This window comes from Desulfogranum japonicum DSM 18378, from assembly GCF_000429945.1.
Classification (GTDB): Bacteria; Desulfobacterota; Desulfobulbia; order Desulfobulbales; family Desulfobulbaceae; genus Desulfogranum; species Desulfogranum japonicum.
The window spans coordinates 263,266-287,083 of the sequence record NZ_AUCV01000001.1 but is presented as its reverse complement, the minus strand read 5'-3'; the positions used below and the strand labels follow the sequence as shown (position 1 = coordinate 287,083).

Annotated in this window: 20 protein-coding genes and 1 tRNA gene; 3 read left to right on the top strand and 18 right to left on the bottom strand. The window is 47.3% G+C overall.

What is annotated here, in order from left to right:
* Positions 1 to 147: 147 nt before the first annotated feature.
* Positions 148 to 1,176: a DHH family phosphoesterase gene (locus tag G493_RS0101245; RefSeq protein WP_028578903.1), complete on the bottom strand. Its 1,029-nt coding sequence runs from the start codon at positions 1,174 to 1,176 to the stop codon at positions 148 to 150.
* 544 nt (positions 1,177 to 1,720) lie between these two features.
* Here G493_RS0101245 and G493_RS0101235 point away from each other — a divergent pair.
* Positions 1,721 to 2,803, top strand: coding sequence for an LptF/LptG family permease (locus tag G493_RS0101235; protein WP_028578902.1), 1,083 nt, complete (start codon positions 1,721 to 1,723; stop codon positions 2,801 to 2,803).
* A gap of 2 nt (positions 2,804 to 2,805) precedes the next feature.
* A complete protein-coding gene (locus G493_RS27260; protein ID WP_051308917.1) occupies positions 2,806 to 3,642 on the top strand; it encodes a DUF362 domain-containing protein in 837 nt (278 codons plus the stop codon).
* 719 nt (positions 3,643 to 4,361) lie between these two features.
* On the opposite strand, the gene G493_RS34590 is transcribed toward G493_RS27260, so the two are convergent.
* The 16 genes from G493_RS34590 to rnc all read right to left on the bottom strand — a co-directional run bounded on the left by G493_RS34590 (position 4,362) and on the right by rnc (position 22,753).
* On the bottom strand, positions 4,362 to 5,078 hold the full coding sequence (locus tag G493_RS34590) for an FKBP-type peptidyl-prolyl cis-trans isomerase (RefSeq protein WP_035272899.1): 717 nt from the start codon (positions 5,076 to 5,078) through the stop codon (positions 4,362 to 4,364).
* A gap of 388 nt (positions 5,079 to 5,466) precedes the next feature.
* Complete coding sequence (locus G493_RS0101220; protein WP_051308916.1) at positions 5,467 to 5,943, bottom strand: single stranded DNA-binding domain-containing protein; 477 nt, start codon at positions 5,941 to 5,943, stop codon at positions 5,467 to 5,469.
* 142 nt (positions 5,944 to 6,085) lie between these two features.
* Positions 6,086 to 7,384: a phenylacetate--CoA ligase family protein gene (locus tag G493_RS0101215; RefSeq protein ID WP_028578899.1), complete on the bottom strand. Its 1,299-nt coding sequence runs from the start codon at positions 7,382 to 7,384 to the stop codon at positions 6,086 to 6,088.
* Between the two features lie 116 nt (positions 7,385 to 7,500).
* The gene (locus tag G493_RS0101210; protein WP_028578898.1) at positions 7,501 to 8,226 is read right to left on the bottom strand and encodes an ABC transporter ATP-binding protein; all 726 of its coding nucleotides are present in this window, start codon (positions 8,224 to 8,226) and stop codon (positions 7,501 to 7,503) included.
* Positions 8,227 to 8,266: 40 nt separating this feature from the next.
* Positions 8,267 to 9,022: an ABC transporter ATP-binding protein gene (locus G493_RS0101205; RefSeq protein WP_035272897.1), complete on the bottom strand. Its 756-nt coding sequence runs from the start codon at positions 9,020 to 9,022 to the stop codon at positions 8,267 to 8,269.
* A 30-nt stretch (positions 9,023 to 9,052) separates the two neighbouring features.
* The gene (locus G493_RS27255) at positions 9,053 to 10,147 is read right to left on the bottom strand and encodes a branched-chain amino acid ABC transporter permease (RefSeq protein WP_051308915.1); all 1,095 of its coding nucleotides are present in this window, start codon (positions 10,145 to 10,147) and stop codon (positions 9,053 to 9,055) included.
* Positions 10,147 to 11,037 carry a branched-chain amino acid ABC transporter permease gene (locus G493_RS0101195; RefSeq protein WP_028578896.1) on the bottom strand — a complete coding sequence of 297 codons (891 nt, stop codon included), beginning with the start codon at positions 11,035 to 11,037 and terminating at the stop codon, positions 10,147 to 10,149. The genes G493_RS27255 and G493_RS0101195 overlap by 1 nt, the downstream gene beginning before the upstream one ends.
* A 57-nt stretch (positions 11,038 to 11,094) precedes the next feature.
* Positions 11,095 to 12,252 carry an ABC transporter substrate-binding protein gene (locus G493_RS0101190; RefSeq protein ID WP_035272896.1) on the bottom strand — a complete coding sequence of 386 codons (1,158 nt, stop codon included), beginning with the start codon at positions 12,250 to 12,252 and terminating at the stop codon, positions 11,095 to 11,097.
* Between the two features lie 66 nt (positions 12,253 to 12,318).
* The gene (locus G493_RS0101185; protein WP_028578894.1) at positions 12,319 to 12,750 is read right to left on the bottom strand and encodes an ACT domain-containing protein; all 432 of its coding nucleotides are present in this window, start codon (positions 12,748 to 12,750) and stop codon (positions 12,319 to 12,321) included.
* 142 nt (positions 12,751 to 12,892) lie between these two features.
* Positions 12,893 to 14,194, bottom strand: coding sequence for a phenylacetate--CoA ligase family protein (locus G493_RS0101180; protein WP_028578893.1), 1,302 nt, complete (start codon positions 14,192 to 14,194; stop codon positions 12,893 to 12,895).
* 88 nt (positions 14,195 to 14,282) lie between these two features.
* A complete protein-coding gene (locus G493_RS0101175) occupies positions 14,283 to 14,870 on the bottom strand; it encodes an indolepyruvate oxidoreductase subunit beta (RefSeq protein ID WP_028578892.1) in 588 nt (195 codons plus the stop codon).
* The gene (gene iorA / locus G493_RS0101170) at positions 14,870 to 16,765 is read right to left on the bottom strand and encodes an indolepyruvate ferredoxin oxidoreductase subunit alpha (RefSeq protein WP_232363693.1); all 1,896 of its coding nucleotides are present in this window, start codon (positions 16,763 to 16,765) and stop codon (positions 14,870 to 14,872) included. Before iorA ends, G493_RS0101175 begins: the two co-directional genes overlap by 1 nt.
* 305 nt (positions 16,766 to 17,070) lie before the next feature.
* Positions 17,071 to 18,777 carry a hypothetical protein gene (locus G493_RS0101165; protein WP_028578890.1) on the bottom strand — a complete coding sequence of 569 codons (1,707 nt, stop codon included), beginning with the start codon at positions 18,775 to 18,777 and terminating at the stop codon, positions 17,071 to 17,073.
* A 205-nt stretch (positions 18,778 to 18,982) separates the two neighbouring features.
* On the bottom strand, positions 18,983 to 20,959 hold the full coding sequence (locus G493_RS0101160; protein WP_028578889.1) for an ATP-binding cassette domain-containing protein: 1,977 nt from the start codon (positions 20,957 to 20,959) through the stop codon (positions 18,983 to 18,985).
* 19 nt (positions 20,960 to 20,978) lie between these two features.
* Positions 20,979 to 21,983, bottom strand: a complete 1,005-nt coding sequence (locus tag G493_RS27250) for an elongator complex protein 3 (protein ID WP_035272893.1) — start codon at positions 21,981 to 21,983, stop codon at positions 20,979 to 20,981.
* Between the two features lie 35 nt (positions 21,984 to 22,018).
* Entirely contained in the window at positions 22,019 to 22,753 is a 735-nt protein-coding gene (gene rnc, locus G493_RS0101150; protein WP_028578888.1) for a ribonuclease III, read from the bottom strand.
* 60 nt (positions 22,754 to 22,813) lie between these two features.
* On the opposite strand from rnc, the gene G493_RS0101145 reads away from it, so the two are divergent.
* Positions 22,814 to 22,888 (top strand) — tRNA-Cys (locus G493_RS0101145).
* Positions 22,889 to 23,164: 276 nt separating this feature from the next.
* On the opposite strand, the gene thpR is transcribed toward G493_RS0101145, so the two are convergent.
* Positions 23,165 to 23,707, bottom strand: coding sequence for an RNA 2',3'-cyclic phosphodiesterase (gene thpR, locus G493_RS0101140; protein ID WP_028578887.1), 543 nt, complete (start codon positions 23,705 to 23,707; stop codon positions 23,165 to 23,167).
* Between the last annotated feature and the right edge of the window lie 111 nt (positions 23,708 to 23,818).

The following is a 23,818-nucleotide window of genomic DNA, read 5'->3' as shown; positions in this document are numbered from 1 at the left end:
AATTCAAGAAACTATAAGGTCAAAGGCAACTGACCTGTCGAAGATAAGCAGGTCAGCATGCGAATCTTCCGACAAGCTCCCCTTTCCTTTTTGACAGGTGCTTGAATGGATAAATCACCAATGGACAATATATTGGCAACAATGCGATCATTTTACATGTCTGGTAACGATACGAATCAGGGTATTGGTGGTAAAATCCTGATTTTCGCGTAATGGCAAGTTCTTTAAAGGCACCTCAGCACGAGCAGCCTCTTTATGTCCACCGGCAGGTCCGAATTCACCAAATGTCTTCTGGGCAAGTTTGCCGGCATTTTTGCGATACCCATCGCAACGGAAGATAACCACCAGTTTTTCTCCGTAAATCCCTGACACCATTACCCAGTCAAATTTATCCACGTGATTGAAAAAATCAGCGATGATCACCAAAATATCCGGAGTGCCGACCTTTCCCAGATGGACATAGGCGCGTCCTTTTCGGGTTTTCACTTCACTGAGGGCAATTCGAAAATATTTCAGCTCAGAGCGACGCAGTTCGGTCAACTCAAATTTTCGAACCAGATTAAGGTTGGCGATATTGAACAGATAGCGGAAGGAATTACCGTCCGCTGGCTGCATATTCTTTTTCTGAAAATTCTGGGTGTCGACTTTTATTCCGTAAAATAAAGCCGTGGCAAGCGATACAGACGGTTTAATACCTGCAGCACGAAGATACTCCACCATCATGGATGAGACAGCACCATATTCCGGCCGGATATCTATAAAATCAGCATCCCATCCCTTGGTAACCGGATGATGATCAATCACCGCATCGAACGTGATTTTCTCAAAGCAGGTATGATGGGTGGGTTGAGAGTCCACCAGGATATATTTGGAATACTCCTTGACTGCCAGCGTATGCATACGCTCAATGGGAATTTTTAAGCGTTCAACCATCGTGAGATTGTTCAGGCGTCGTATTTCATTGGGATACCCAATGGTAACACTCTGAACCCGATAACTGAGAAGTCGCTTTAGAGCGAGAGCTGACGCGATGGCATCGGGATCTGCACTGATGAGAATGAGGACTTCGTCATCACGTTGAAAAAGATCCCAAAAACCGTTGAGTCTGGAGAGCGCAGAATTTTTACTTGCACTTTGGGTGATGCAATCCGCGATTTTTTCCAGTCGTTTCTCCATAATATGAATGCCCTAAAAAAAAACCACTACCTGCCGGAAAATCCGTAAAGGTAGTGGTGATATTCTATCAACCGAGATAGGCAAATCCTGTCACCATACGCTGGCCCATCTGCTCATGCAGTAACAGGCCACAGGCTTTTTTTTGATTCGATTGATTCATAGCTGTAGTTTTCTTTTTCCCCTTGATGGATTTATTTATTCCCCAAGGTTATAAGGCCGCCCACTATACCATAGAGTTTTTACAAATGGCAAGTTGCGACTCTATCTTTTTAATAGCTTTTTTCTCCTTGTATTGTGGGCAATTATCATTTTTTTTACAACTATGTTCGAAAAAAAGTTATATAGCATTGTTTGTAAAAATCTGTCAATCTTGCTTTGATTCTGCTATGAAGAAGTCCGTAGATGTGTACCTTCGAAATGCTCTTGTTGCCTTCCCGGTCATCCTGGCAGCCTTCGCCTGCCGGCTCACCCCGAGGGCATATATAGACAATAATTCAGCGACCTCCACTCGCCAAACACTATTTAATCTATTTATTCGATAACCGTGATTTTACTCTATCGATACATTTTCTTTCAGTTTCTGCGTAACATAGCAACCATCATGGCGAGTTTCATAGCCATATACCTGTTGATAGATTTTTTTGAGAAAATTGATAATTTTCTTGAAAAAGGGAAGTCCATGGGGCTGGTGTTAAAGTTTTTCACGCTGAATATTCCATTCATCATCGAGCAAATGGGGCCGGTATGTATACTGTTGGCCGGGGTTGTCACCCTTGGTATCCTGAACCATACCAACGAACTTATCGCCCTGAAAGCCTGTGGTGTTCCCCTGCGAAAAATCACCGCACCCATCCTGCTTGCCGGTGTGCTGTTTACAACCCTGTTTCTTGGAATGTCCCAGTTTATTCTTCCTAAAACCGTGGCTGAAACCAACCGTATCTGGCACAAGGAAGTCAAAGGGAGAGTCCCCCTTGGGATTTATAGAAACGGTAGATACTACTACCGTGGACAGGAAGGATTTTACTCCTTTGCCAGGCCTGATCCTCACAGCACCAATTTTCTCTTTTTTTCCTATACCTCCTGGAGCGATGACTACAGACTGACGGAAAATATTGTCTCCAAAGAAGCTGACTGGAAAGACAACATCTGGACCTTGAAACATGGCCAGGTGCAGAAAGCCTTGGGGGAAAAGAATTTCTCCACAGAACTCTTCAAAGCGGAACAATTTGGTTTTCCTGAAGTACCTGACAATTTTTTTGTTCCAGAATATCACGCGTTGGAAATGTCACTTCTCGAGCTCTATACAGAAACCAGACACAAAGCATCTGATGAGGAACGTAATAAAGCCTGGGCTGAGTTTTATGGCAGAATTTCATATACGCTCCTCGGTCTCCCCCTGCTTTTTCTGGGGTTGCCTCTGTTACTGATGGTATATCGTAAGTGGGGCAAAGACCTTTCTCTTGCAATACCTGTAAGTTGCGGCATGGCTTTTGTCTGCTGGGGAATCTGGGGTACTTTGCAATCCCTGGCTAAAGCCAGTTATCTCAATCCCCTGTTTGCAGCATCTTCAGTACATCTGGCCATGGGCATCTGTGGATTTTTGCTTCTGCTTCGAGAAGATAGTTAATCATGTCTGCATTCCCCCGACACTGGGGCAAAGTCTTCACCTGCCCCATAAACAGCCATTGCTTTTGTGTACATGAGCTTCTCTGTCAATCGGGGTTGTCAGCTTACCTGCAGGATCAGAAACGCATAGTAATAAAACCAAACCTTGTGGAAGCCATACCACATCCAGTCACCACACCTGTGGAGCTGGTGGAAGAAATCATTCTCTACCTGAAGAATAACACTTCCTGTGAGATATGCATTGCGGAAGGAACAGCGGCAATGGAGTATGACACCTTTCATGCCTATGATCGCCTGGGTTATACCGTAATGGCTGCCCGCCACAATGTTTCCCTCATTGACCTCAATCAGGAACAGTCGGTTACACTGAAACGGCCTGGGTGTTCCCGATGGCCAACTATGCATCTCCCCAAAATGATTATGGATAGCTTTCTCATATCCGTTCCCATTCTCAAGGCGCACTCACTTGCCGGAGTCACCCTGACCTTGAAAAATATGATGGGCATTGCTCCGCCTGAACATTACCAGCAGGGTGGTTGGAAAAAATCAGCGTTTCATCATCAAATACAAGAGGCCGTGGCAGATTTGAATCGCTACAGAACTCCAGATTTCACGATTCTGGACGCATCTGTGGGCATGGCCCAAGCCCACCTCTGGGGGCCGACCTGTGATCCACCAATAGGACTCCTCGCAGCATCGTCCGATCCGGTGGCGATTGATGCCTACGGAGCACAGTTATTGAACAAAAAATGGAGGGAGATTGGGCATATAGAATCGCTTCACAGGGAACTCGGCCTGGCAGAGCCTCTGGAAATACTGCAGGTTGTCGGAAAGCACTGAATTACAGGTAAGGTAACTGATCACAGACTCCACGAAGTCTCCCGCTGGTTGCTTATCTCTTTGCGGATCACAGTTTCTCGCATAGATAGCCTAACGGAGTATCCGCTTACCTGCGAAAAACCGCGCCTGCACAAATCCGAAGCACCTGCGACCAGTTACGACTCAGAACTAATTGAAATATCAGTGAGCCAAAAAAGAAGTTTAAGAACAGCATCCCCTCATCGAGGACCAGTGAGGGGAGAGTGGTTTGTCTGCTTTATAAAGAGCTATCTTTTATATTTTGCCGACTACCTGGTGCGTAAGGGGCATCGATCACACATTTTGCCTTTTTTACTGACTTTGCCACAACACTTTTTCTTGGCCTTTTTCTTTTTTCCCATGATACCTCCAATGTAAAGGACAGGAAAATATTACGTCTGTACCGGCAAGACAATGGCCTCCCAGGACATGCAGAGGATTTTAGCGATTTAGACCATACTTCACTATCTGCAGTTGGCTGGAACAGCTGATACCAATGGCACCGAGTCATCGGCTGAAACAGTTTTCGCCGACAACTCGGTCAATGTGCTCATGCACTCTACCCCGGATTTCTCATGACTTCTTTGAACAACACATAACCGTCTGAAATACTATTATTTACCTGACGCACTTACAATCCAATGTGGTTTTCAAAAAAATTCAAAAAAGTCACAACACTCGAGCTGAAAAATTCCAACAACCTACTCTTTACTCTTAGTCTCAGCCTGGGGAATGTCAAGGAGTTCAACTTTAAAAGTGAGGGTGGAGCCTGGCTCAATGGTCGGAGGAACGCCACGATCACCATAAGCCAGCTTGGCGGGAATGTAAATTTCATACTCTGAACCTACAGGCATCAGCTGTAATGCCTCCTGCCAACCAGGAATAACTTGTTTTACCTGAAATTTGGCAGATTGGTTACGCTTGTAAGAACTATCAAACTCTGTTCCATCAAGCAAGGTTCCACGATAATTCACCTCCACCATATCCTCAACTGTAGGTTTGGCACCTTCGCCGGACTTAATGACTTTGTACTGGAGGCCGGATTCTGTCTCGACAACACCTTCCTTGGTCTTATTTTCTGCCAAAAATTTCTTTTCAGCTTCCTGATTCTTTTGCAGTTTGGCTATACTCTCCTTAATCTGTTGCTCTTTCTGGCGTTTTGCAAAAGTCTCTTGTACAGCTCTCGCTTCTTCTGCTGTCAATAATGGCTCTGTTCCATTATAGGCATCTGCCATCCCCTCACTGAGCCTATCAAGATTCAACTCTTCGCCGATATTTTTCAAATATGCTCCAAGATCAAGCCCCATGGCATAACTGAGTTTGTCCTGGTCTGATTCGGGTTTTGTTCGCGCATCTTGGGCAGCTGCAGTATGAACAACCAGCAGCAGAACAACCACAGCTGAAGTAAACAGTTTCATAATTATCTCCTGAATAGAAAAAATGCTGCAGATACCAGCAAGATACCTGACAGCATAAATGAACCGGCCACACTTGAAGAAATAACTATTCCCTGTGATGAGACCGAATAACAAACAGATTGGATACAAAAAACGTAACTGCTCACAGTGCACCTGGTCTTTCAGCGATCAGCCTGGCCTACGTATGATCCAATACGCTGCACCAGTCTAATTGCGAAGACCTCAGCCCCCCTGTAACCAGTTACAAATACAGGTGAATTTAAATTTTATTCTTTTCCCCCATGAGTAGATACTAAAAAACATCATTACAGCATTGCTCAATTCAATATGAATATAACCCGAAACCGTGCTGACAATGATAAAGATCTAGCAAAAATCAAGCCTGTAACTAATCAGCGGCACGCTCTTTAGCCAACTCCTCGGGAGATAAAAGCCAAAAAGGCTCCCCATTTTTTGTAAAGCGCAACTTCAAGGTATAATGGTCCCCTTTCTTGATTTTGGCAGCCATAAAGATATCTTTTCCATCAAGTTCCGCCCATGCGCCACGCACCTTAATCCGGTCTCCGCGGCGGATGCCGAAGCTATCTCCCAGAAAAGATTTGGGGCCCAGATGCACCGTAACTGTCTCGTCTAATTCATCACGAACCAACAGTGCTACCCCAGTCGACATCCCCGGCATGGGAACAATTTCCATCACCTTGACGACATCACCCTTTATTCGATCCAATTCACTTTTCTGGTACAGCCTGTTATATGCGCTGTCTGCTTCCCATCCCGTATACTCTGCCGCTAGTGTCGCATAAACACAACCAAAGATACAGCCAATGACGAGCAAAAATCCTAAAAAAAACCTGCCTGTAGTCATACACCTTCTCCCCGTTTTGGTTTTATGAAGAGTACTCTCTAAATACATCTACTGCGTATGATATGCGAATATTATGCATAAATACCTAAGCAAAGTGAACAACTCCAATGCAAGAGATGAGAGGCATGCAGCATTATAGCCATTAAAATTGACGTTTATCAATCACCCGTTGAGATTTGCCCATACTACGTTCAATTGATTTTTCTTCCACCAGTTTCACAGCGATGGAGATACCCAATTCTGAAGCCAGTCTGGCCTTGATATGATCAACCATCTGGCGCTGCTTTTTCATCTCATCGAAAAAGATAGATTCCACAACCTCAACGAGCACAGTGACCTTATCCTGGTGGTTTTCCCGTTCAACAATAATCTGGTAGTGGGGTTCTGTACCTTCTACTTCAAAGAGTACTTTCTCAATCTGAATGGGGAAAACATTAACCCCCTTGATAATCAGCATATCATCGGAACGTCCCACGACACGTTGCATCCTCGTCAATGTACGACCGCATGGACAAGGTTCTGGAATGAAACGTGTAAGATCATGTGTGCGGTAGCGAATCATTGGGAAAGCCTCTTTGGTCAACGTGGTAATAACCAACTCGCCGACCTCACCCGGGGCAACGGGTTCCAGGGTCATTGGATCCAAAACCTCAAGCAAAAAATGATCCTCATTAATATGCAAACCGTTGCATTCCTGACACTCCCCTGCAACCCCTGGTCCCATCACCTCTGACAATCCGTAATTATCAGTGGCTATAATGCCGAGTTTTTCATGGATTTCATGCCGCATAGCCTCAGACCAGGGCTCTCCGCCAAAAAGCCCATAACGCAACGATAAGCCATTTGGATTGACTCCCATTTCCATCATGGTGTCGGCAATCACCAACGCATAGGATGGGGTACAGATGAGGGCAGTGGTTTTAAAATCCTGCATAATCTGAATCTGGCGTTTGGTGTTACCTGCTGAAATAGGGATGACAGAGGCTCCAATCCGCTCTGCTCCGTAGTGCATACCAAACCCACCGGTAAACAGGCCGTATCCAAAGGCGATCTGAATGACATCATTGTTGGTAACACCGCCTCCGGTCAGAATCCTGGCGACAAGATTAGACCAGGTCTGGATATCATTACGGCTATATCCTACCACTGTTGCCTGGCCAGTAGTACCGGAAGAAGAATGTACCCGGACAACATCTCGAAGGGGAACGGCAAACAGGCCATAGGGATAATTATCGCGCAGATCCTGTTTTTCAGTAAATGGAAGCCGGCGGATATCGTCTAATGAGCGGACATCATCATAGTTGAATTTCAGGGCTTCAAATTTTTGCCGGTAAAACGGAACATGTGTACCCACCCGGTACAAAGTAGATTGCAGACGTTCCAATTGGAGCTGTTCAAGATCAGCCCGCTCCATGCATTCTCGTTCTGGTTCCCAGTACATATGTGTCTTCTTATGGTGAATAGTTTGTAAGTTCAACCTGTGCGCGGAGCCGAGGTTGCAGCAACATTACCCAAGCTATGGTGTGCATACCTTCCGGGCACATCTCCTCCGGTCAATTAGTCGATTTTTTCTCTTCCCAGATACGCCCTCTGTACGTCTCTGTTAATCAATAATCCTTCAGCCGGTCCCTGTAATATGATTTTGCCGACTTCCATGACATACCCTCTGTCTGCGATTCCCAGAGCTGCTTTGGCATTTTGCTCGATGAGTAGAACAGTGTTACCTTCTTCGCGCAATTTTTTAATAATTGAAAAAATATCGCGGACAATCAATGGCGCCAACCCGGTTGAAGGCTCATCCATCATAACCAGTTTAGGTTTGGACATTAAGGCACGTCCCATGGCAAGCATTTGCTGCTCTCCACCAGAGAGCGTTCCTGCCAACTGTTCTCTCCTCTCTCGTAAAACAGGAAAAAGATCATACTGATACTCTAACTCACGTAATACGGCTGCCCTGCCAGCATTACGCTGCAACACATACCCCCCAAGCAACAGATTCTCTTCCACGCTCATGGAAGCAAAAACCTGTCGGCCCTCGGGCACCAGAGCGCATCCACTGGCAACAACCTGTTGTGAGGTTAATCCGCTGCAACACTTTTGCTGAAACTGTATTTCTCCGGCCGCTGAATTCACGAGTCCGACGATGGTGTGCAGAAGAGTCGTTTTTCCCGCCCCATTGGCACCGATTATAGTTACAATTTCACCAGGATCTACATGCAACGATATATTTTTGAGGACGCGAAGCTTGCCATAGCCTGCGTCTAAGTTTTTTATTCTGAGCATAATGTAATAAATAGAACTCGCTTGCGTAACTGGTCGATCATCATTCGTCCTCGCCCAAATAAATTCGAATAACCTCAGGGTTTTGCTGAATATTTTCAGGTGTATCCTCAGCTATTTTTTCTCCAAAGCAAAGCACCACTACCTCATCAGAGATCTCCATGACCAGAGACATATCATGTTCAACCAGCAACACAGTAACCCCCATTTCCCTAATCTTGCATATTAACCGGGAAATTTCAGCGGTTTCATAGATATTGAGACCTGCAGCTGGTTCATCAAGCAACAGAAGTCGGGGATTCAAGGCCAGTGCCCTGGCAAGTTCCACTGCCCTCTGCTGGCCAAAGGCCAGACTGGTAGCTTCAACTTCAGCGAACTCCTCTATCTCCAACAACTGAAGAAGCTCCATTGAACGTTGCCGGATCGCCTTCTCTTCTTTTCTCGCAAACGGGGTATTCAGCATCCCGGAAATAAATCCGGCCTTTGATTGGGTATGGCATCCCACCATCACACATTCCAAGGCGGTCATACCGTGAAAAAGTTTAATGTTCTGAAACGTTCGGGCCATGCCCCGCGCAGCCACCTGGTGGGGTTTTCGTCCCTGAATGGCTTTTCCCTGAAAAAGAATAGTTCCGTCAGTGGGGGGTAAATTACCCGCGATAAGATTAAACAACGTGGTTTTGCCAGCGCCGTTAGGTCCAATAACAGATTTGATTGTCCCTTCGTTCACGGAAAAACTGACATCATTGACAGCATGCAGCCCACCAAACTTTTTATGTACAGCCTGCAATTCAAGCATGGATATTGCCCCGTCCCAAATACTCTATATTCACAAATTTTCCTCCTTTGCTGGTGCTATTTCCTGCTTTGAAGGAAGTAAACAACCTCGTAAGCTCAGGATTCCCGCTGGTGAAAACAACATAACTCCAATAAGAATAGCGGCAAAAACGGCATCATCATAGGAACCAAACACGCCCCTCAGACTGAGAAAAGTCAGAGATATGCCGACAATAAGGGTACCCCAGAGATTCGTCATACCTCCTACGGCGACCAGGGCAACATAACGTACAGATTTCATCACCGAAGCTTCGCTTGGGCCGATTCCAGCATTGTAGTGGGTCAATAAAACACCTGCCAGAGCAGCATATACAGCGCTGATCACAAAGACATAGACTTTACAGCCAGATGTATGAACACCGGAGGCCTCGGCAGCCTCTTCTGACGAATGCAGAGAACGCAGTGCTCTTCCGACTCTCGAATCAATGAGATTGAGCAGGAGAATCATACCAATGATCAGGACACCCCATGCAAGATAGTAATTGATGACCCGTAAACCGAAATCACCGCTTACCATAATTGGCGGCAATGACCCGATAGCCGGTAACAGAGTAAAGGCAGGAACCTCGCTGATACCGTCAGCCTCACCGAACAGTGGAGTGGCGAGCACCAAACGATAAATGATAGTGCCAAAACCCAGAGTGGCCATTGCAAGATAATGTCCTTTGAGTTTCAGAACAGGGATACCTAAAAAAAAAGCGATAAGAGCAGCCAGCAATAGGGCCGTTACACAGGCAGCCCAAGGAGCAAAAGTCAGCAGTTGATCACCATAGATATCTTGTCTCTCCATCAGAAGTCCCATCTGACTGCAGAAAGAAATAATCGGAGTATCCTGCAATTGCACGAGGTTATGGGTGGTCATGGCTGCGGAAATATATCCGCCGATGGCGAAAAAACCCGCATGTCCAATGGAAATTTGCCCGGCATAGCCCATCAAAACACCAAGCCCGATCACAACCAGACCATAATAAGCGGCCATGGTTAATTGAGTCAGGTAATACTGGGTTCCTGTCAGAGTGGTGGTCACCTGGGTAAGAATGACCAGGGCGCAGAGGCAAAGAATCTTGTTTGTTTTTGATACCTTCATTAAAAATCCCTCAACCTCGCAGCTTCACTGGAACCAAACAATCCATGGGGTTTGATGAACAAAATGATAAGCAGTATGGTAATGGCAATGGCATCCTGGAATGCCAGCGGTACCACAGACACGGAAAATGCTTCAATGATACCCAATAGTAAACCTGCGGCAACAGCTGCCATGGAATTCCCCAGTCCGCCAAGGATAGCAACTGTGAACCCCTTAATAGCCAGGCCTGTCCCGCAATCATATTGCGTGTATGTAATGGGCGACATAACACAGCCTGCCATGGCACCGATACCGGCACTGAGCATAAAAGAGAAGGTCACCATATTTCGTGTATTGATACCACAAAGAATTGCTGCAGTTCTGTTAACTGAACAGGCGCGCATCTCACGACCGGTGGGCGTAAATTTAAAAAAGAGGCTCAGCCCGCATACCATGAAGCCGCAGGCTGCAATCACCCAGAGTACCTGCGGAGAAATATGCACGCTGCCCAGAGAGAAAGTGGTAATTTCATTGCCGTAAAAATACGGCAGGCTCCGTATGGATTCTCCCCAAATATGGAGTGCCACCTCACGCAGCAGGATGGAAACCCCGATGGTGATGATGATCATCTGCATGACGCTTGGCCTTTCCAGCCAGCGAATAAAAAGAATTTCAACCAGAGCTCCAACCAGCATGGTAGCAAGTACCGCTACAATGATGGCAAGTGGCAGAGGCATGAACTGCAACAGGGATATGGATATCATGCCGCCAAGCATGACGAACTCCCCCTGTGCAAAATTGATAATGCCCGTTGAGTTATAGATAATATTGAAACCAATGGCAACAATTGCGTATATGGAGCCATAGGTGACACCTGCAAACAGGTATTGGAAAAAGAGGTCTACGGTCATAGCACTTTACAGACAAAAAGAAAGCGGGATCCGGTCAGATCCCGCTGTATCGGACATCTACTGCCCCTGGTAGAGAACAAATTGGCCATTTTTGACCGTCAGCATAACAAAGGAATCAAGGGAGAGGCCATTATGGTCCTCTGGTGAAAAGGAAAAAACACCGGAAGCACCAGGAAGATTCTGTATTGCTTCTATGGCATCACGGACTTTTTTGCGGTCATTTCCAGCCACCTTGATAGCCTCATGCAGGATATTGACAGCATCATAGGCATACCCACCAAAACCGGAAGCGTCTTCATTGAATCGTTTCTGGTAGGCACGTATATACTCGACAAGCAGTGCCTTCTGCGGATTATTCTCTGCCAAAGTGTCAGCAACCAGCAGACGACCACAGGGAAAAATGATCCCTTCTGCGGCTTCACCTGCCGCCTGAACATAGCCGATATTGCCGAATCCGTGACTTTGGAAGAGCGGTACGTCCCAGCCCGTTTGCCGGATATTTTTAGCAATAATGGATTGGGCAGGAACAATAGACCAGTTAACCACCGCCTCTATGGCTTCGATTGATTTAAGCTTTGCTACCAACGCGCTCAAATCAGTGGCTTTTTTATCATAGGTTTCTTCTGCCAGGATTTCCACACCATATTCGGGTGCTATTTTCTTCAGCTGCTGCTTTCCGGTTTTTCCAAATCCTGTATTACCGACCACCACTGCAATTTTACGAATTCCCTTATCCTGCATGGTCTGAAAGATTTTTCTGGCAGCAAAAGAATCTTTTTGTGGTGTTTTAAACACATAGCTGGCAACCGGATTCACAATCAACTCTGCAGCGGCACAGGAAATCAGGACAGTCTGGTGGTCTTCAGCAATTCTCTTGATCTTCATGGACTCCCCAGACGTGGAAGGTCCTATGATGGCCAATACCTTATCCTCTTCAATGAGCTGTTTAGCAAACGAAATTGCCTTTTCAGGACTTCCCCCGGAATCTTTCACGATCAGTTCAAGGGTATCGCCGTTAATTCCTCCAGCCTGGTTAATCTGCTCTACCAGCATGCGCGCTGTTCGGGCTTCAGGCCCTCCCAAAAAGGCAGCGCCTCCTGTCTCCGCAAAAATAGCACCAATTTTTATAACCTCGGCCTGGGCTGCCCCTGCAAAACCAAACACGGCAACGCTCAAGCCTGCCAACAGCACTTTCCGGATATATCCTTTCCTCACAACTTCTCCTCCCTCAACGTGTAATTGCTTGAAGCAGTACTCTTCCCCCACAGAAGGCATTGCTTTTTATAACGAACAGATCTGTTCACCGGACAGCAATACAAACCCTTTTTGCTGCAGGCGTTCAATGGCCTTATCCATGTTATCAAAACGGAAAATCAATACCGCATTTTCAGAACTTTTATTAACAAAGGCATACATATACTCGACGTTGAGCCCGATTTCATTGACAGCGGCAAGAACATGGGCAAGCCCGCCTATGTTATCAGATACTTCCACTGCAACAACGTTGGTTTTTCCAACGGTAAAACCGCCTGCACGCAATGCCTTTTTGGCCTCTTCGACCTTATCAACGATAAGGCGGAGAATACCGAAATCTGCTGTATCGGCAACAGAAAGAGCTCGAATGTTGACCTGATGTTCAGCAAGGATGCGGGTTATTTCAGCCAAACGCCCTGACTTATTTTCGAGAAAGACTGCTATCTGTTCAACTCTCATATCATTTGCCTCCTTAGCGGTATATATCGGGATCAGGCATGTTAATGGAAAACGATCATAGACACATTCGTTTTCCCACGAATGTGATGTCAGTAAAAAATGTTGTCACAACCGGATAACACTGCGGCCTGTATGGCCTGTATCATATTTTCCTGTTATCAACCACCCGTTGTGCTTTTCCTTCAGAACGTGCGATGGAGCGCGGCTCTACCAACTTCACCTTACAGGTAACCCCAAGCATATCTTTTACGTCTGCCTGGATTTGTTTACTCAACCCTTCAAGTACACGAATCTCATCTGAGAAGATATCCTCACTCACTTCAACCAATACGGACATGGTATCCATGGTACCTTCACGGTTGACCTCAATCTGATAATGAGGCTCCACACCTTCAATCCCCATGAGAACATGCTCAACCTGGGATGGAAAGACATTCACACCGCGAATAATGAGCATGTCATCTGTCCGGCCCATTACTTTTTCCATGCGAATCAGGGTTCGTCCGCATCCACATGGTTCAGCATACAGTTTTGAGATATCTTTTGTCCGGTAACGGATAAGCGGAAAAGCCTCCTTGGTAAGGGTGGTAAACACCAGCTCACCGGCCTCTCCGTAGGGCAAAGGTTCCAACGTTTCGGGATCAACGACCTCGGGCAGAAAATGATCCTCCAATATATGCATACCTCGGTCGGAATGCAGACATTCCATGGCCACACCGGGACCAATAATCTCAGAGAGTCCGTAAATGTCCACTGCTTTAATGCCCAACTTGCGCTCAACTTCCTCGCGCATATTTTCACTCCAGGGCTCTGCCCCATGAATGCCGACACGGAGTTTCAACTCATCGGTCGAAACGCCTACATCGGCCAGGGCATCTGCAAGATTCAGCGCATATGAAGGCGTAGACAAAAGAACAGTGGAACCAAAATCACGCATGATGGTAACCTGACGCTTTGAGTTACCACCAGAAACGGGTATTACCGTTGCGCCCAGGGCTTCGATACCGTAATGGGCTCCCAGCCCTCCGGTAAACAGGCCATAACCATAGGCATTATGCACCATATCTCCCCTGGTTACTCCTGCCATGGCCAAACAGCGCGACATTACAGAAGCCCAGAGATCGATATCGTTTTCAGTGTAACCGACGACAGTCGGTTTTCCAGTGGTTCCAGAGGATGCATGTACCCGAATGACTTCTTCGAGGGGAACAGTGAACAAACCAAAGGGATAATTGTCGCGTAAATCATCCTTGGTGGTAAAGGGTAACAGCTTCAGGTCATCCAGAGAACGGATATCTTCAGGCTTGATGCCTGCTGCAACCATTTTTTCGCGGTATGGCGCCACTGTAGCGTAAACCCGCTCAACTAATCCCTGTAGCCGCTTGAGCTGTATGGACTCCAACCCCTGACGGGGTAGTGACTCAACTTCTTCAACCCAGATCATCACTCCTCCTCGATCCCATCTTGATTATCCCTCCCATGCCGGAGGAACCACTGCTCTTTCAGTTTTACATAAAAAAACGGTCAGCCTGTTACTTGGCGTATACCGCAGCCCTTCCAGCCTCAAAGGCCTTCTTGTTCACCTCTCTAAAAGGTTCCTTGATAGTATTGTCTATCACAGAGTCGAACACTGCAGGGTCAACAGCCAGAAAATTAGACATGGCACCCACCATGGCCACATTCACAGTTTTCAATTCTCCAACCTGCTCCGCGATGGCAAAGGCATCAATGGCGACCACATTGATATTACGTGAGGTCAACTCACTTAGGATATCAGCAGGATAAGTCATTTTTCCCAGCGCCACAGCCGGTGGCAGAATTTTCTGGGTGTTCACCACAACCGCACTGTCCTTATGCAGATATGGCAGATAACGTACAGCTTCCAATATTTCGAAAGCTACCAGAATATCCGCACAGCCAGGATCAATTAATGGGGAATAGACACGTTCCCCATAGCGCAAATGGGCTTCCACCGAACCGCCACGCTGAGCCATACCATGCACTTCACTTTTCTTCACATCGTAACCAGCTGCCAATTGCGCGTAGGCTGTCAGTTCACTGGCCAGGAGAATACCCTGGCCTCCAACACCGGAAAAGAGTATGTTACCACTTTGCTTCATCAGTTCTCCTCCCTCTTGGTGATGGCTTCAAACTTGCAAACAGCTGCACATTGGCCGCACCCGTTACACTGTACTTCGGTAATTTCCGCATACCCTTTCTGTTTTTCCCGGTAGCCCTTTTCCACAGCCTCTGCAGGCGTAATCGGATGCCAGCTGATGGCCGGGCACCCCATCTGCACGCAAGCCGTACAGCCGGTACAGTTATCCAGCCTGGTGTAATAGACAGGTTTTTTACGCTTGATTTCTTCAGGAAGCAGAATACATGGCGCACGACTGATAATCACCGATGGTTCAGGTGACTCGATCTCCTCTTTCAAGACCTTGCGCGTGGCATTCACATCATTGGGATTCACCACAACCACCCGTTTCACGCCCAGGGCTGTACAGAGTTGCTCAAAATCAATCTGATTTGCAGGCTCTCCGGAAATTGACTTACCTGAGGCAGGGTTGTTTTGGTGGCCAGTCATGGCTGTGATGCGGTTGTCCAGGATAATGGTGGTTGCATATGAGGAGTTGTAAACCGTATTCAGTAACCCGGTAATTCCCGAATGAAGAAAGGTGGAATCTCCCAACACTGAAACCAGCCTGCCCTCACTTTCTTTGCCCAGTGCCTTGGCCATACCATGGGCCATGGTGATAGAGGCACCCATGCACACACATGCATCCATGGCCGAAAGTGGAGGAAGGAATCCCAGTGTGTAGCAACCTATATCGCCTGAAACAAAAACATTTTTCATCTTAGACAGACCGTAAAAAAGCCCTCTGTGCGGACAACCGGCACACATATTCGGTGGCCGCATGGGGAGTTCGAGGGGCTCAAAAAGTTCTGGAATGGATTCCGGAGCAACGGCTTTTTTTACGATAAAGGAGTTTAACTCTCCCTGGGTGGGAATGATATCCTGGCCGTGGCAGTCTATGCCCATGGCCTTGATATGATTTTCCAGAAAAGGATCAAGTTCTTCAACAATAATAAGTTCTTCAACCGTATCAGCAAACTCTCGGATCATTTTTTCCGGAAGAGGCCAAACCATCCCCAACTTGAGAACAGGTGCCTCAGGAAAGGCTTCCTTCACATAATTATAGGATGTTCCAGCAGCAATAAACCCCCGTTTGCCTGTACCGGGTTCAATATGATTTTCCGGAAGAGTTTCGGCGATTTCCCTGGCTTTTGCCATGCGCTCTTCAACGTACTTTCTCCGCACACGTGCGTTTCCTGGCAGCATAACCAGCTTGGCCGGTACTTTTTCAATGGATGTCTGAGGTACCTCAACCTGTTCACCTTTTTCCACCACCCCTTTGACATGGGCTATACGGGTAGTGATACGGAACAGTACCGGGGTATCCAGTTCTTCGCTTAAGGCAATGGCCCGACCAATCATACTCTTTGCTTCAGCGGGATCTGAAGGCTCAAGCATGGGCATTTTTGCTGCAAAAGCGTAATTACGGTTATCCTGTTCATTCTGGGAACTATGCATTTCCGGATCATCGGCTGTCAGAATCACCAGCCCGCCGCGAACACCGGTATAGGCAGATGTGAACAGCGGATCTGCAGCAACGTTCAAGCCAACATGCTTCATGGTTGCCAAAGCCCTCGCCCCAGTGAAAGATGCACCGATGGCTACCTCCAGGCCGACTTTTTCATTCGGCGCCCATTCCGCATACACACCATCGTAGGTGTTAAAATTACCCATTATTTCTGTGGATGGAGTCCCTGGATATCCGCTTGCTACAGTGATGCCGGCTTCCCAGGCACCCAATGCTATGGCCTCATTACCGGATAGCCAGAGTTTCTTTTCACTTTCAAAAACCACTTCCACCTCCTTTGCCCTCTCCTTTGCTGGCAACAATGTGCCTGAGGAGAGCATGAGCCCAAGTCTAGCAACTTGAGTTTCCATTCAATTAGCAGGAAGATCCATGCAATTTCCACATGGCCCCCCAATGTGTTTACCTGCAGAAATTTGACCTTTTATCCACATATTCTTCCGTAAAACAGGTGCGCTGAAAAAACCACCTGCCCTTTCAGCACTGCCCGGAACGATTTGCACCAGGTTTCACTGATACCGTAAAAAACACAGGAAAAATTAAGGTTAGTCGCTGCAAAGCACCATCAATACCCCAGAATTCCCTTTTTCGGCAAGAGCTTTTTCTTCCCGTCACAGGCTCTTGGAACCATGGACACAATAATTTTCACAAAAATGTATTATTGTTGTTCATTCATTTTCGCTGACTTCAGAGTCCAGCTCCATGTAGCATGGTCATCAGCCAGCGTTGTAGTTCCCGTCATCACTTCCACCGACTGCATGAGGCGAATAAACTCACCGCTGATCCGGGATAAAGAAGTTCCCTTGGAAACGGCCACCATATCTACCAGCCACTGCATAATCCCACGCATCTCTCCTGCCATTCGACGAGGATACACCAGATAGGTGCCAAATCGTGCCGTCTCAACCTGGGTCTGCATGGTTTTCCCCATAGCCTGTGCCAATTGCATTTTCAAACCGGTATCCTCTCCCTGTCTATCAAGCAGTGTTGTCAACGTAGAGGAACCATTAGCCATGTAGACCATATTATCTGCCATAACCAGGGCAATTTGTGTAGTTTCACCTGGCAAAACAGACCAGTAGTAAATGGTATTCTCGCCGTGGGGCCACTGCTGTTCACGGGCGTATCCGGTCTGATTCATTGCCTCTCTTACTCTGTCCACCACCTTTACAGCAGCATCGTGGTCACGAACTTCTGCAAACAGGAGGACTTTGGGAATAGGAAAAAAACCACCCTTAACGATTTCATTCACAACAAAGCCATACTGGGGACCAAAAGCGTCTAAAACCTCATCAATGGAAAGCCCCAGTTGTTCGGCAAAAAGTGTTCGCATATCCAGCATACCCTTCTCATCCGCGTTTTGCAGGTATCTGCGAGTAACTTCAGGATTCAGGGAAGAGGACCAGTAATATGCAAGACATGTATCCCCGACCAATGACAGGGTAGTATTTTTCTCTGCCTGACCGGCAATGGCATCCTTCATGACCTGGTGCAACTGATCTGGTTCGAAAAATGCCTGGGAATCAACCCGGAGCAGATCTGCCTGCTGGAAAGCGACACTGACAATGGAGGTTATCCCTTTGGTGTACTGCAGAAACAGCTCCACGTCTTTCTGCCCTGTTGCTGCAACCGTATTTCTTAAACTATCCCCGTGAACAAACAGACGGCCATACACCTGTTCTTCCGGAACAGTGTCCCAGTACTCCCTTGCCTGATCAAAAACAGTGCTGCCTGCCAGCGTATCTTCACCTTCATGAAAAGACATACAGCGTATCAAGCTGGATGGATCATAGGAGAGTAAAACCATATCCTTGTCAGTCAACCCATATATATGCTGACCGTCTTCCATGGTTATCCTGGTCATTGCACGTCCGTCGACAGTTTCTGCCGTAACACTGTTACTCATCAGTTTGGCAAGCCCGTCCAAAGCGCTGGAGGCCATTGATCTTGCAAAGATGATGGTTGACCGCTGCAGTTCCTTATCAGGAGAGTCCTTCATGGCTGCCATGTCCGGCGGTAAAATCGCCAAGGTGGCGTCCCTGCCGAAAACAGCACGAAAAGCCGGATTTGTTAAAAGATTGACAACGCTATCATGGGTCCCGTCATACTGGTCGCGAACTGCTGGCTCCACCTGCAACTCATCCAGGATAGCATTGATATTTTCCTTGGCCAGGAATTTCCCCAGGGCTGAAGAACCAAAGGAATCAGTCAGTTCGTTGAGGTTGGTAATACTCACAGTGGCCAATGTATTCTCAGGAAGGTACGTGGCAAAATCAAGAATATCGCCTGCCTTCCTGGACATATATACAAAAATGCCAGCTGCGAGCGCTACTGCCAGCAAAAGGACAATTCCTATTTTCTTCATATCTTTTTCACCTGTTGTTCATTATGGAGAGACACTAAGTACTCATAGGGGAAGTGACTAAGCTTTGCAACTCCCCTGTATTTGTAACTATTTACATGGCACCTGAGGTTTTCGCAAGCAGGCTGGCGCAACGTATTGCCCCATACGTAAGCAAGGCTGATCGCGGAAAGATCAGGGGCACTGTGAGCAGTTACGATGACATTGCTCAGATCTGCTGTTCAATTTCTTCTATGGCTGCCTGTGCCTCTTCCCAGAGACTGTACACCCGCTCCAAACGACGTTCAACCCGGGTATATTCTTTGCTCACTTCCGTCCATTTTTCCTGGTCTGCATACAGATCGGGTGCGGCCATCATTTCTTCAAGTTCTGCCTTTCGGACCTCCAGCTGCTCAATTTCCTCCTCTGCCTGCTCATTCTTCTTTTTCCAAGGCCCTAATTTCTTATTGAGTTTTTCACGTTCAAGAGCACGTTGCCTGCGCTGTTCTTTTTTATCCACCCTGCTGCCACTGGAGGAATCTTCGTTTTCCAGTGTGCTGTTGCACTCCAACGTCTCACTTTTTTCAGTTTCCAGGGCTTCCAGCTTTTCTCTCTGGGCAAGATAATCGTCTATATTTCCCTCGTAAATATTTGCCTTGCCGTCCCGTATCTCCAGGACTTTATTAACAAACGAATTTACAAAAAAACGGTTATGGGAAACGACAATGATGGTCCCCTCATATTGGGCCATGGCATCCTGCAGGACTTCCTGGGAGCTGATATCCAAATGGTTGGTCGGCTCATCCAGCAACATTAAATTGGCAGGTCGCACCAACATACGGGCGAGGGCTACCCGTGATTTTTCACCACCACTGAGAACCTGTACCTTTTTTTCAACCTCATCACCTGTAAACAAAAACGCTCCCAGCAGAGAACGAACCTGGGTAATGGTCATATCGTCTGCAGCATGGTAGACTGTATCAACAATACTCAACTCGGCAGAGAGTTCCTGGGCCTGGTGCTGACCGAAATATGTAAGAATAACGTTATGCCCCTGCCTGATTTCACCTTCAGCAGGTTCAAGGCCTGCCAGGATTTTCAGCAGCGTGGTCTTCCCTGCCCCGTTGACTCCGACCACTGCCAGCTTATCGCCTCGCTGCAGGTTAAACTCGACCTGATCGAAAACCTGCTGTTTCCCATAGGCTTTATTAACATTGTGCAACATGAGTACATCGCGTCCTGAAGGAGCTGCAGGCGGAAATGAAAAATTTATGGTGCGATCGGTTTCGGAAAGTTCCAGGCGCTCCATTTTCTCCAGTTGCCGGACACGACTCTGTACCTGCTTGGCCTTGGTGGATTTTGCCCGAAAACGGGTAATAAACCGTTCAGTCTGTTTAATTAATGCCTGCTGATTATCATAGGCGGCACGTTCCAGTTCCAGACGTTGCTCTTTTTCTACAAGATAATGGGAGTAATTCCCTCTATACACGGTCAGTTTCCCAAGGCTCAACTCCCAGGAAGCAGTGGTTACCCTATCCAGAAAAGTACGGTCATGGGAGATGACAATCAGGGCACCCTGATACTGCTGTAAAAAATTTTCCAGCCAGGTCAGAGAGTCCAGATCCAGATGGTTGGTAGGCTCATCAAGAAGCAGCAGGGACGGTCTTTGCAACAATAACTTGGCCAGCAAAAGCCGCATAATCCATCCACCGGAAAAACTGGACGCCTTGCGATCAAGATCTGCATGGGTAAAGCCAAGCCCGGTAAGTATTTGTTCTATCTGAGGCCGTATACGAAAGATATCGCAACCTTCAACGGCGTGCTGTAGCTCCCCCTGAAGATTAAGCAGCTCTTCTATTCTCGGGTCATCCTCATCAAGCAGAGACAATTCCCGACCGACCTCCTGCAGTTCCTGTTCTTTGGCAAGAACATCTGCAAAGGCAGATTCAGCTTCTTCATACAGGGTTCTCTCACCAAGATCCGTAGTAATCTCCTGCGGCAGATATGCGACTGAAAACCAGGAGGCTGTAGAAACAATTCCCGGATCTACATCCTGTTCCCTGCACATGATCTTGAGCAGCGTTGATTTGCCAGCGCCATTGACGCCGATCAACCCCACCCTATCCCCGGTATGCACCTGGGCTGAAATATTTCTAAATATATGCTTACTTCCGTACTGCAGGCTTAAATCATTGATACTGAGCATAAAAATCGATAAACGTCTATTATGGTTCAACCATACAGCCTATGGCATGACGCGTCATATTTTCGCTTGTCTCCAGGCTGAAACGTTCCAGGAGGCCGAGTTCAGACAAACGATGCAGGTTTGCTGAGCGCAGTCCCCGAAAAACGGATTGGTCTTTGGGGTTAATCACCAGCCGCAGGTTATCATGTTTTCCGCAGGCGGCGAGTATCTTTCTGGTAGTTTTAAGCATCATTCGGCTGAAGACCAATTCACCAAAAGCCGGGTGGAAAGGTCCTGACCGCAGGCTTTGCATCAAAGAGTCTCCGACCTGCAGTCCAATGCGTATAACCTGAATATTGGCTTTATCAAATTGTTTTTTCATATACACAGCCTGGACAACGGCCTTGTCAAGGGAAAGAGGGGTAAAACGTCCGTGCTGCCACAATTGTTCCAACCTGGATCCCGCAACCACCAAAGCGGGATAAATACGCACCATGTCTGGAGACAGGGCAATGGTATCAGACACGGTTCCACGCAGGGAAGTGAAACTTTGCCCGGGAAGCCCAAGCATCAACTGCATTCCAACAACACAGCCAGCCTGCTGTAATAATGCAACGGCAGCCCTGACCTGATTCGCACTATGCCCACGCCTGCACCGCTCCAGAACTTCATCATCGAGAGACTGGACGCCAAGTTCCACATGCGTTACTCCATACTCCTGCAGTAATGCAATCCTCTGCCTGTCAATGTAATCGGGACGGGTTGAAATGCGAATGCCATGCACACTTCCGTTTTTAAGATAGGGCTGCACTGCTCCAAGCAATTCCTGCTGTCGCTTCTTTTCCAGACCACTGAAACTGCCACCGTAAAAGGCAACCATACACTGTTGGCCAGGCTTTTTCCATTGCAGCCACTGCGTAACAGTCTGTTGAACAGTTGTCCTGTCAATTTTTTCTGATTCACCGCTTATGGAACGCTGATTACAGAAGATACAGGCATGGGGGCACCCCTCATGGGGAATAAACAGCGGGATAATCAACGGCATACTTCTACAACCTGAGATATGGCAGACATGAAATTTTATTCCTGGTCAGTATTCTGCAGGCATTCCAGGGCAGCACGGGCAGCCTTCTGTTCGGCTTCCTTTTTACTCGATGCCTGCCCCAGCCCAAGCTCTTCCCCCTGAAACCTGACGGAAATAGAGAAAATCCTTGCATGGGCCGGCCCTTCTTCATCCACCAGGACATAATCAGGTCCTTCGTTGTGCTGTTCCTGCAACAACTCCTGCAATGCACTCTTTGAATCAGCATGAACAAGGTGATCTCCACGTTCCTCAATAAGGGGCTCGAAAAAACGACGCACAAAGTCCAGGGCCTGCTCATACCCACCATCAAGAAACAGTGCTCCCACCAGTGCCTCATAAGCGCAACTGAGAATGGATGATTTTTCCCTGCCATTGGAGGCATCTTCCCCCCTGCCCAATAAGAGATATTGCCCAAGCTCCAGTTCTCTCGCCATATGGGCAAGACCGGCTTCATTGACCAGGGCAGAACGGATGCGGGTGAGCTTGCCTTCACGGAGTTTGGGAAAGCGATCAAAAAGAATATAGCCTACGGCAAGGTCTAAAACAGCGTCTCCTAAAAACTCCAGAGTCTCATTGTGACGATTATCATCCAAACGCTCAAAGGCGAATGAACTGTGCACAAGGGAGAGCTGCAGGAGCTGCAGGTCCCGGAAAAAATAGCCGATCCGCTCCTGCAGCTCCTGCAGTTCTTTCTCGTGATCCTGAACCAAAGCCCATAGTGTAGTTCCCATAGACGAAATTTCCTCTTGTCAAAATTTTTAACTGTGGTATAAAGGTGCCGCACAGAGCAAGGCGACGTAGCCAAGTGGTAAGGCAGTGGTCTGCAAAACCATTATTCAGCGGTTCGAATCCGCTCGTCGCCTCCAGGCATATTCAAGGGGTTACCTTTCGGTAACCCCTTTTTTTGTTCTTTCCTTACAAATACATTCATTGCTCTTTCTACTCCGTCCATGTTCTGCTCCCAACTATGGATCGTTCTCTAATCCAATTTTTACGACTATATTTGCAGAAGACTCAAGACACCGGACATGCAGCCGCAGTGAACTATCGAATTTCACACTTACATGCGAATGCCCGGCATCAAAACAGATGCGAAATGTAACCGGCCACCAGAATGTTTGTTTTGAATTGAGACCGGCCTTTCAGCGGCACAAGGGATATGCCTGCTCAACCAGATGTGTGGCTCCTTTGCGCCCAAGCACACTGGAATACAAAACAAATTGACTCACTTCAAATTCCTGAGTGCAGAACAATCCATACTCTTCCATATATCGCCCGACCTTAGCTGCCGGAGTATTATTGAGCCTGGCTATGGTAATATGAGGGCTATATTTTCGTGTCTCCATATCAAGACCCAGCTGCAGCAATCGAGTGTGTATTTTTTTCTGCACATCATACAGGACTTGATTACGGGCAAGGCCTATCCATACCACTCGAGGTTTTCCCCGTGGCGGGAAAAAACCAATCCCGTCCAGCTGTAACTGTAATGTTGGTGCTGATATGCCATGTAATGCTTCACGAATATCATGAAAGGTAGCCCCATCGACTTCTCCTATGAAACTCAAAGTCAGATGCAACTGTTCAGGGGGGATCCAGCGAGCATTGGGCAGACCGCAGCATAGAGGCCTTATACGCTCTTGAATATTTTCAGGTAAATCCAGGGCAACAAAAAGCCTTTTTTGCATAAGATGTTCGGCACAGTCCCCTGTGCCGCAAGTCTAAAAAAGTAAAATGCTGGCATTGGCCGGCAACGAATATAAAGTCGTATGAAATGAAGAAAGGAATAGTCTCCTGTC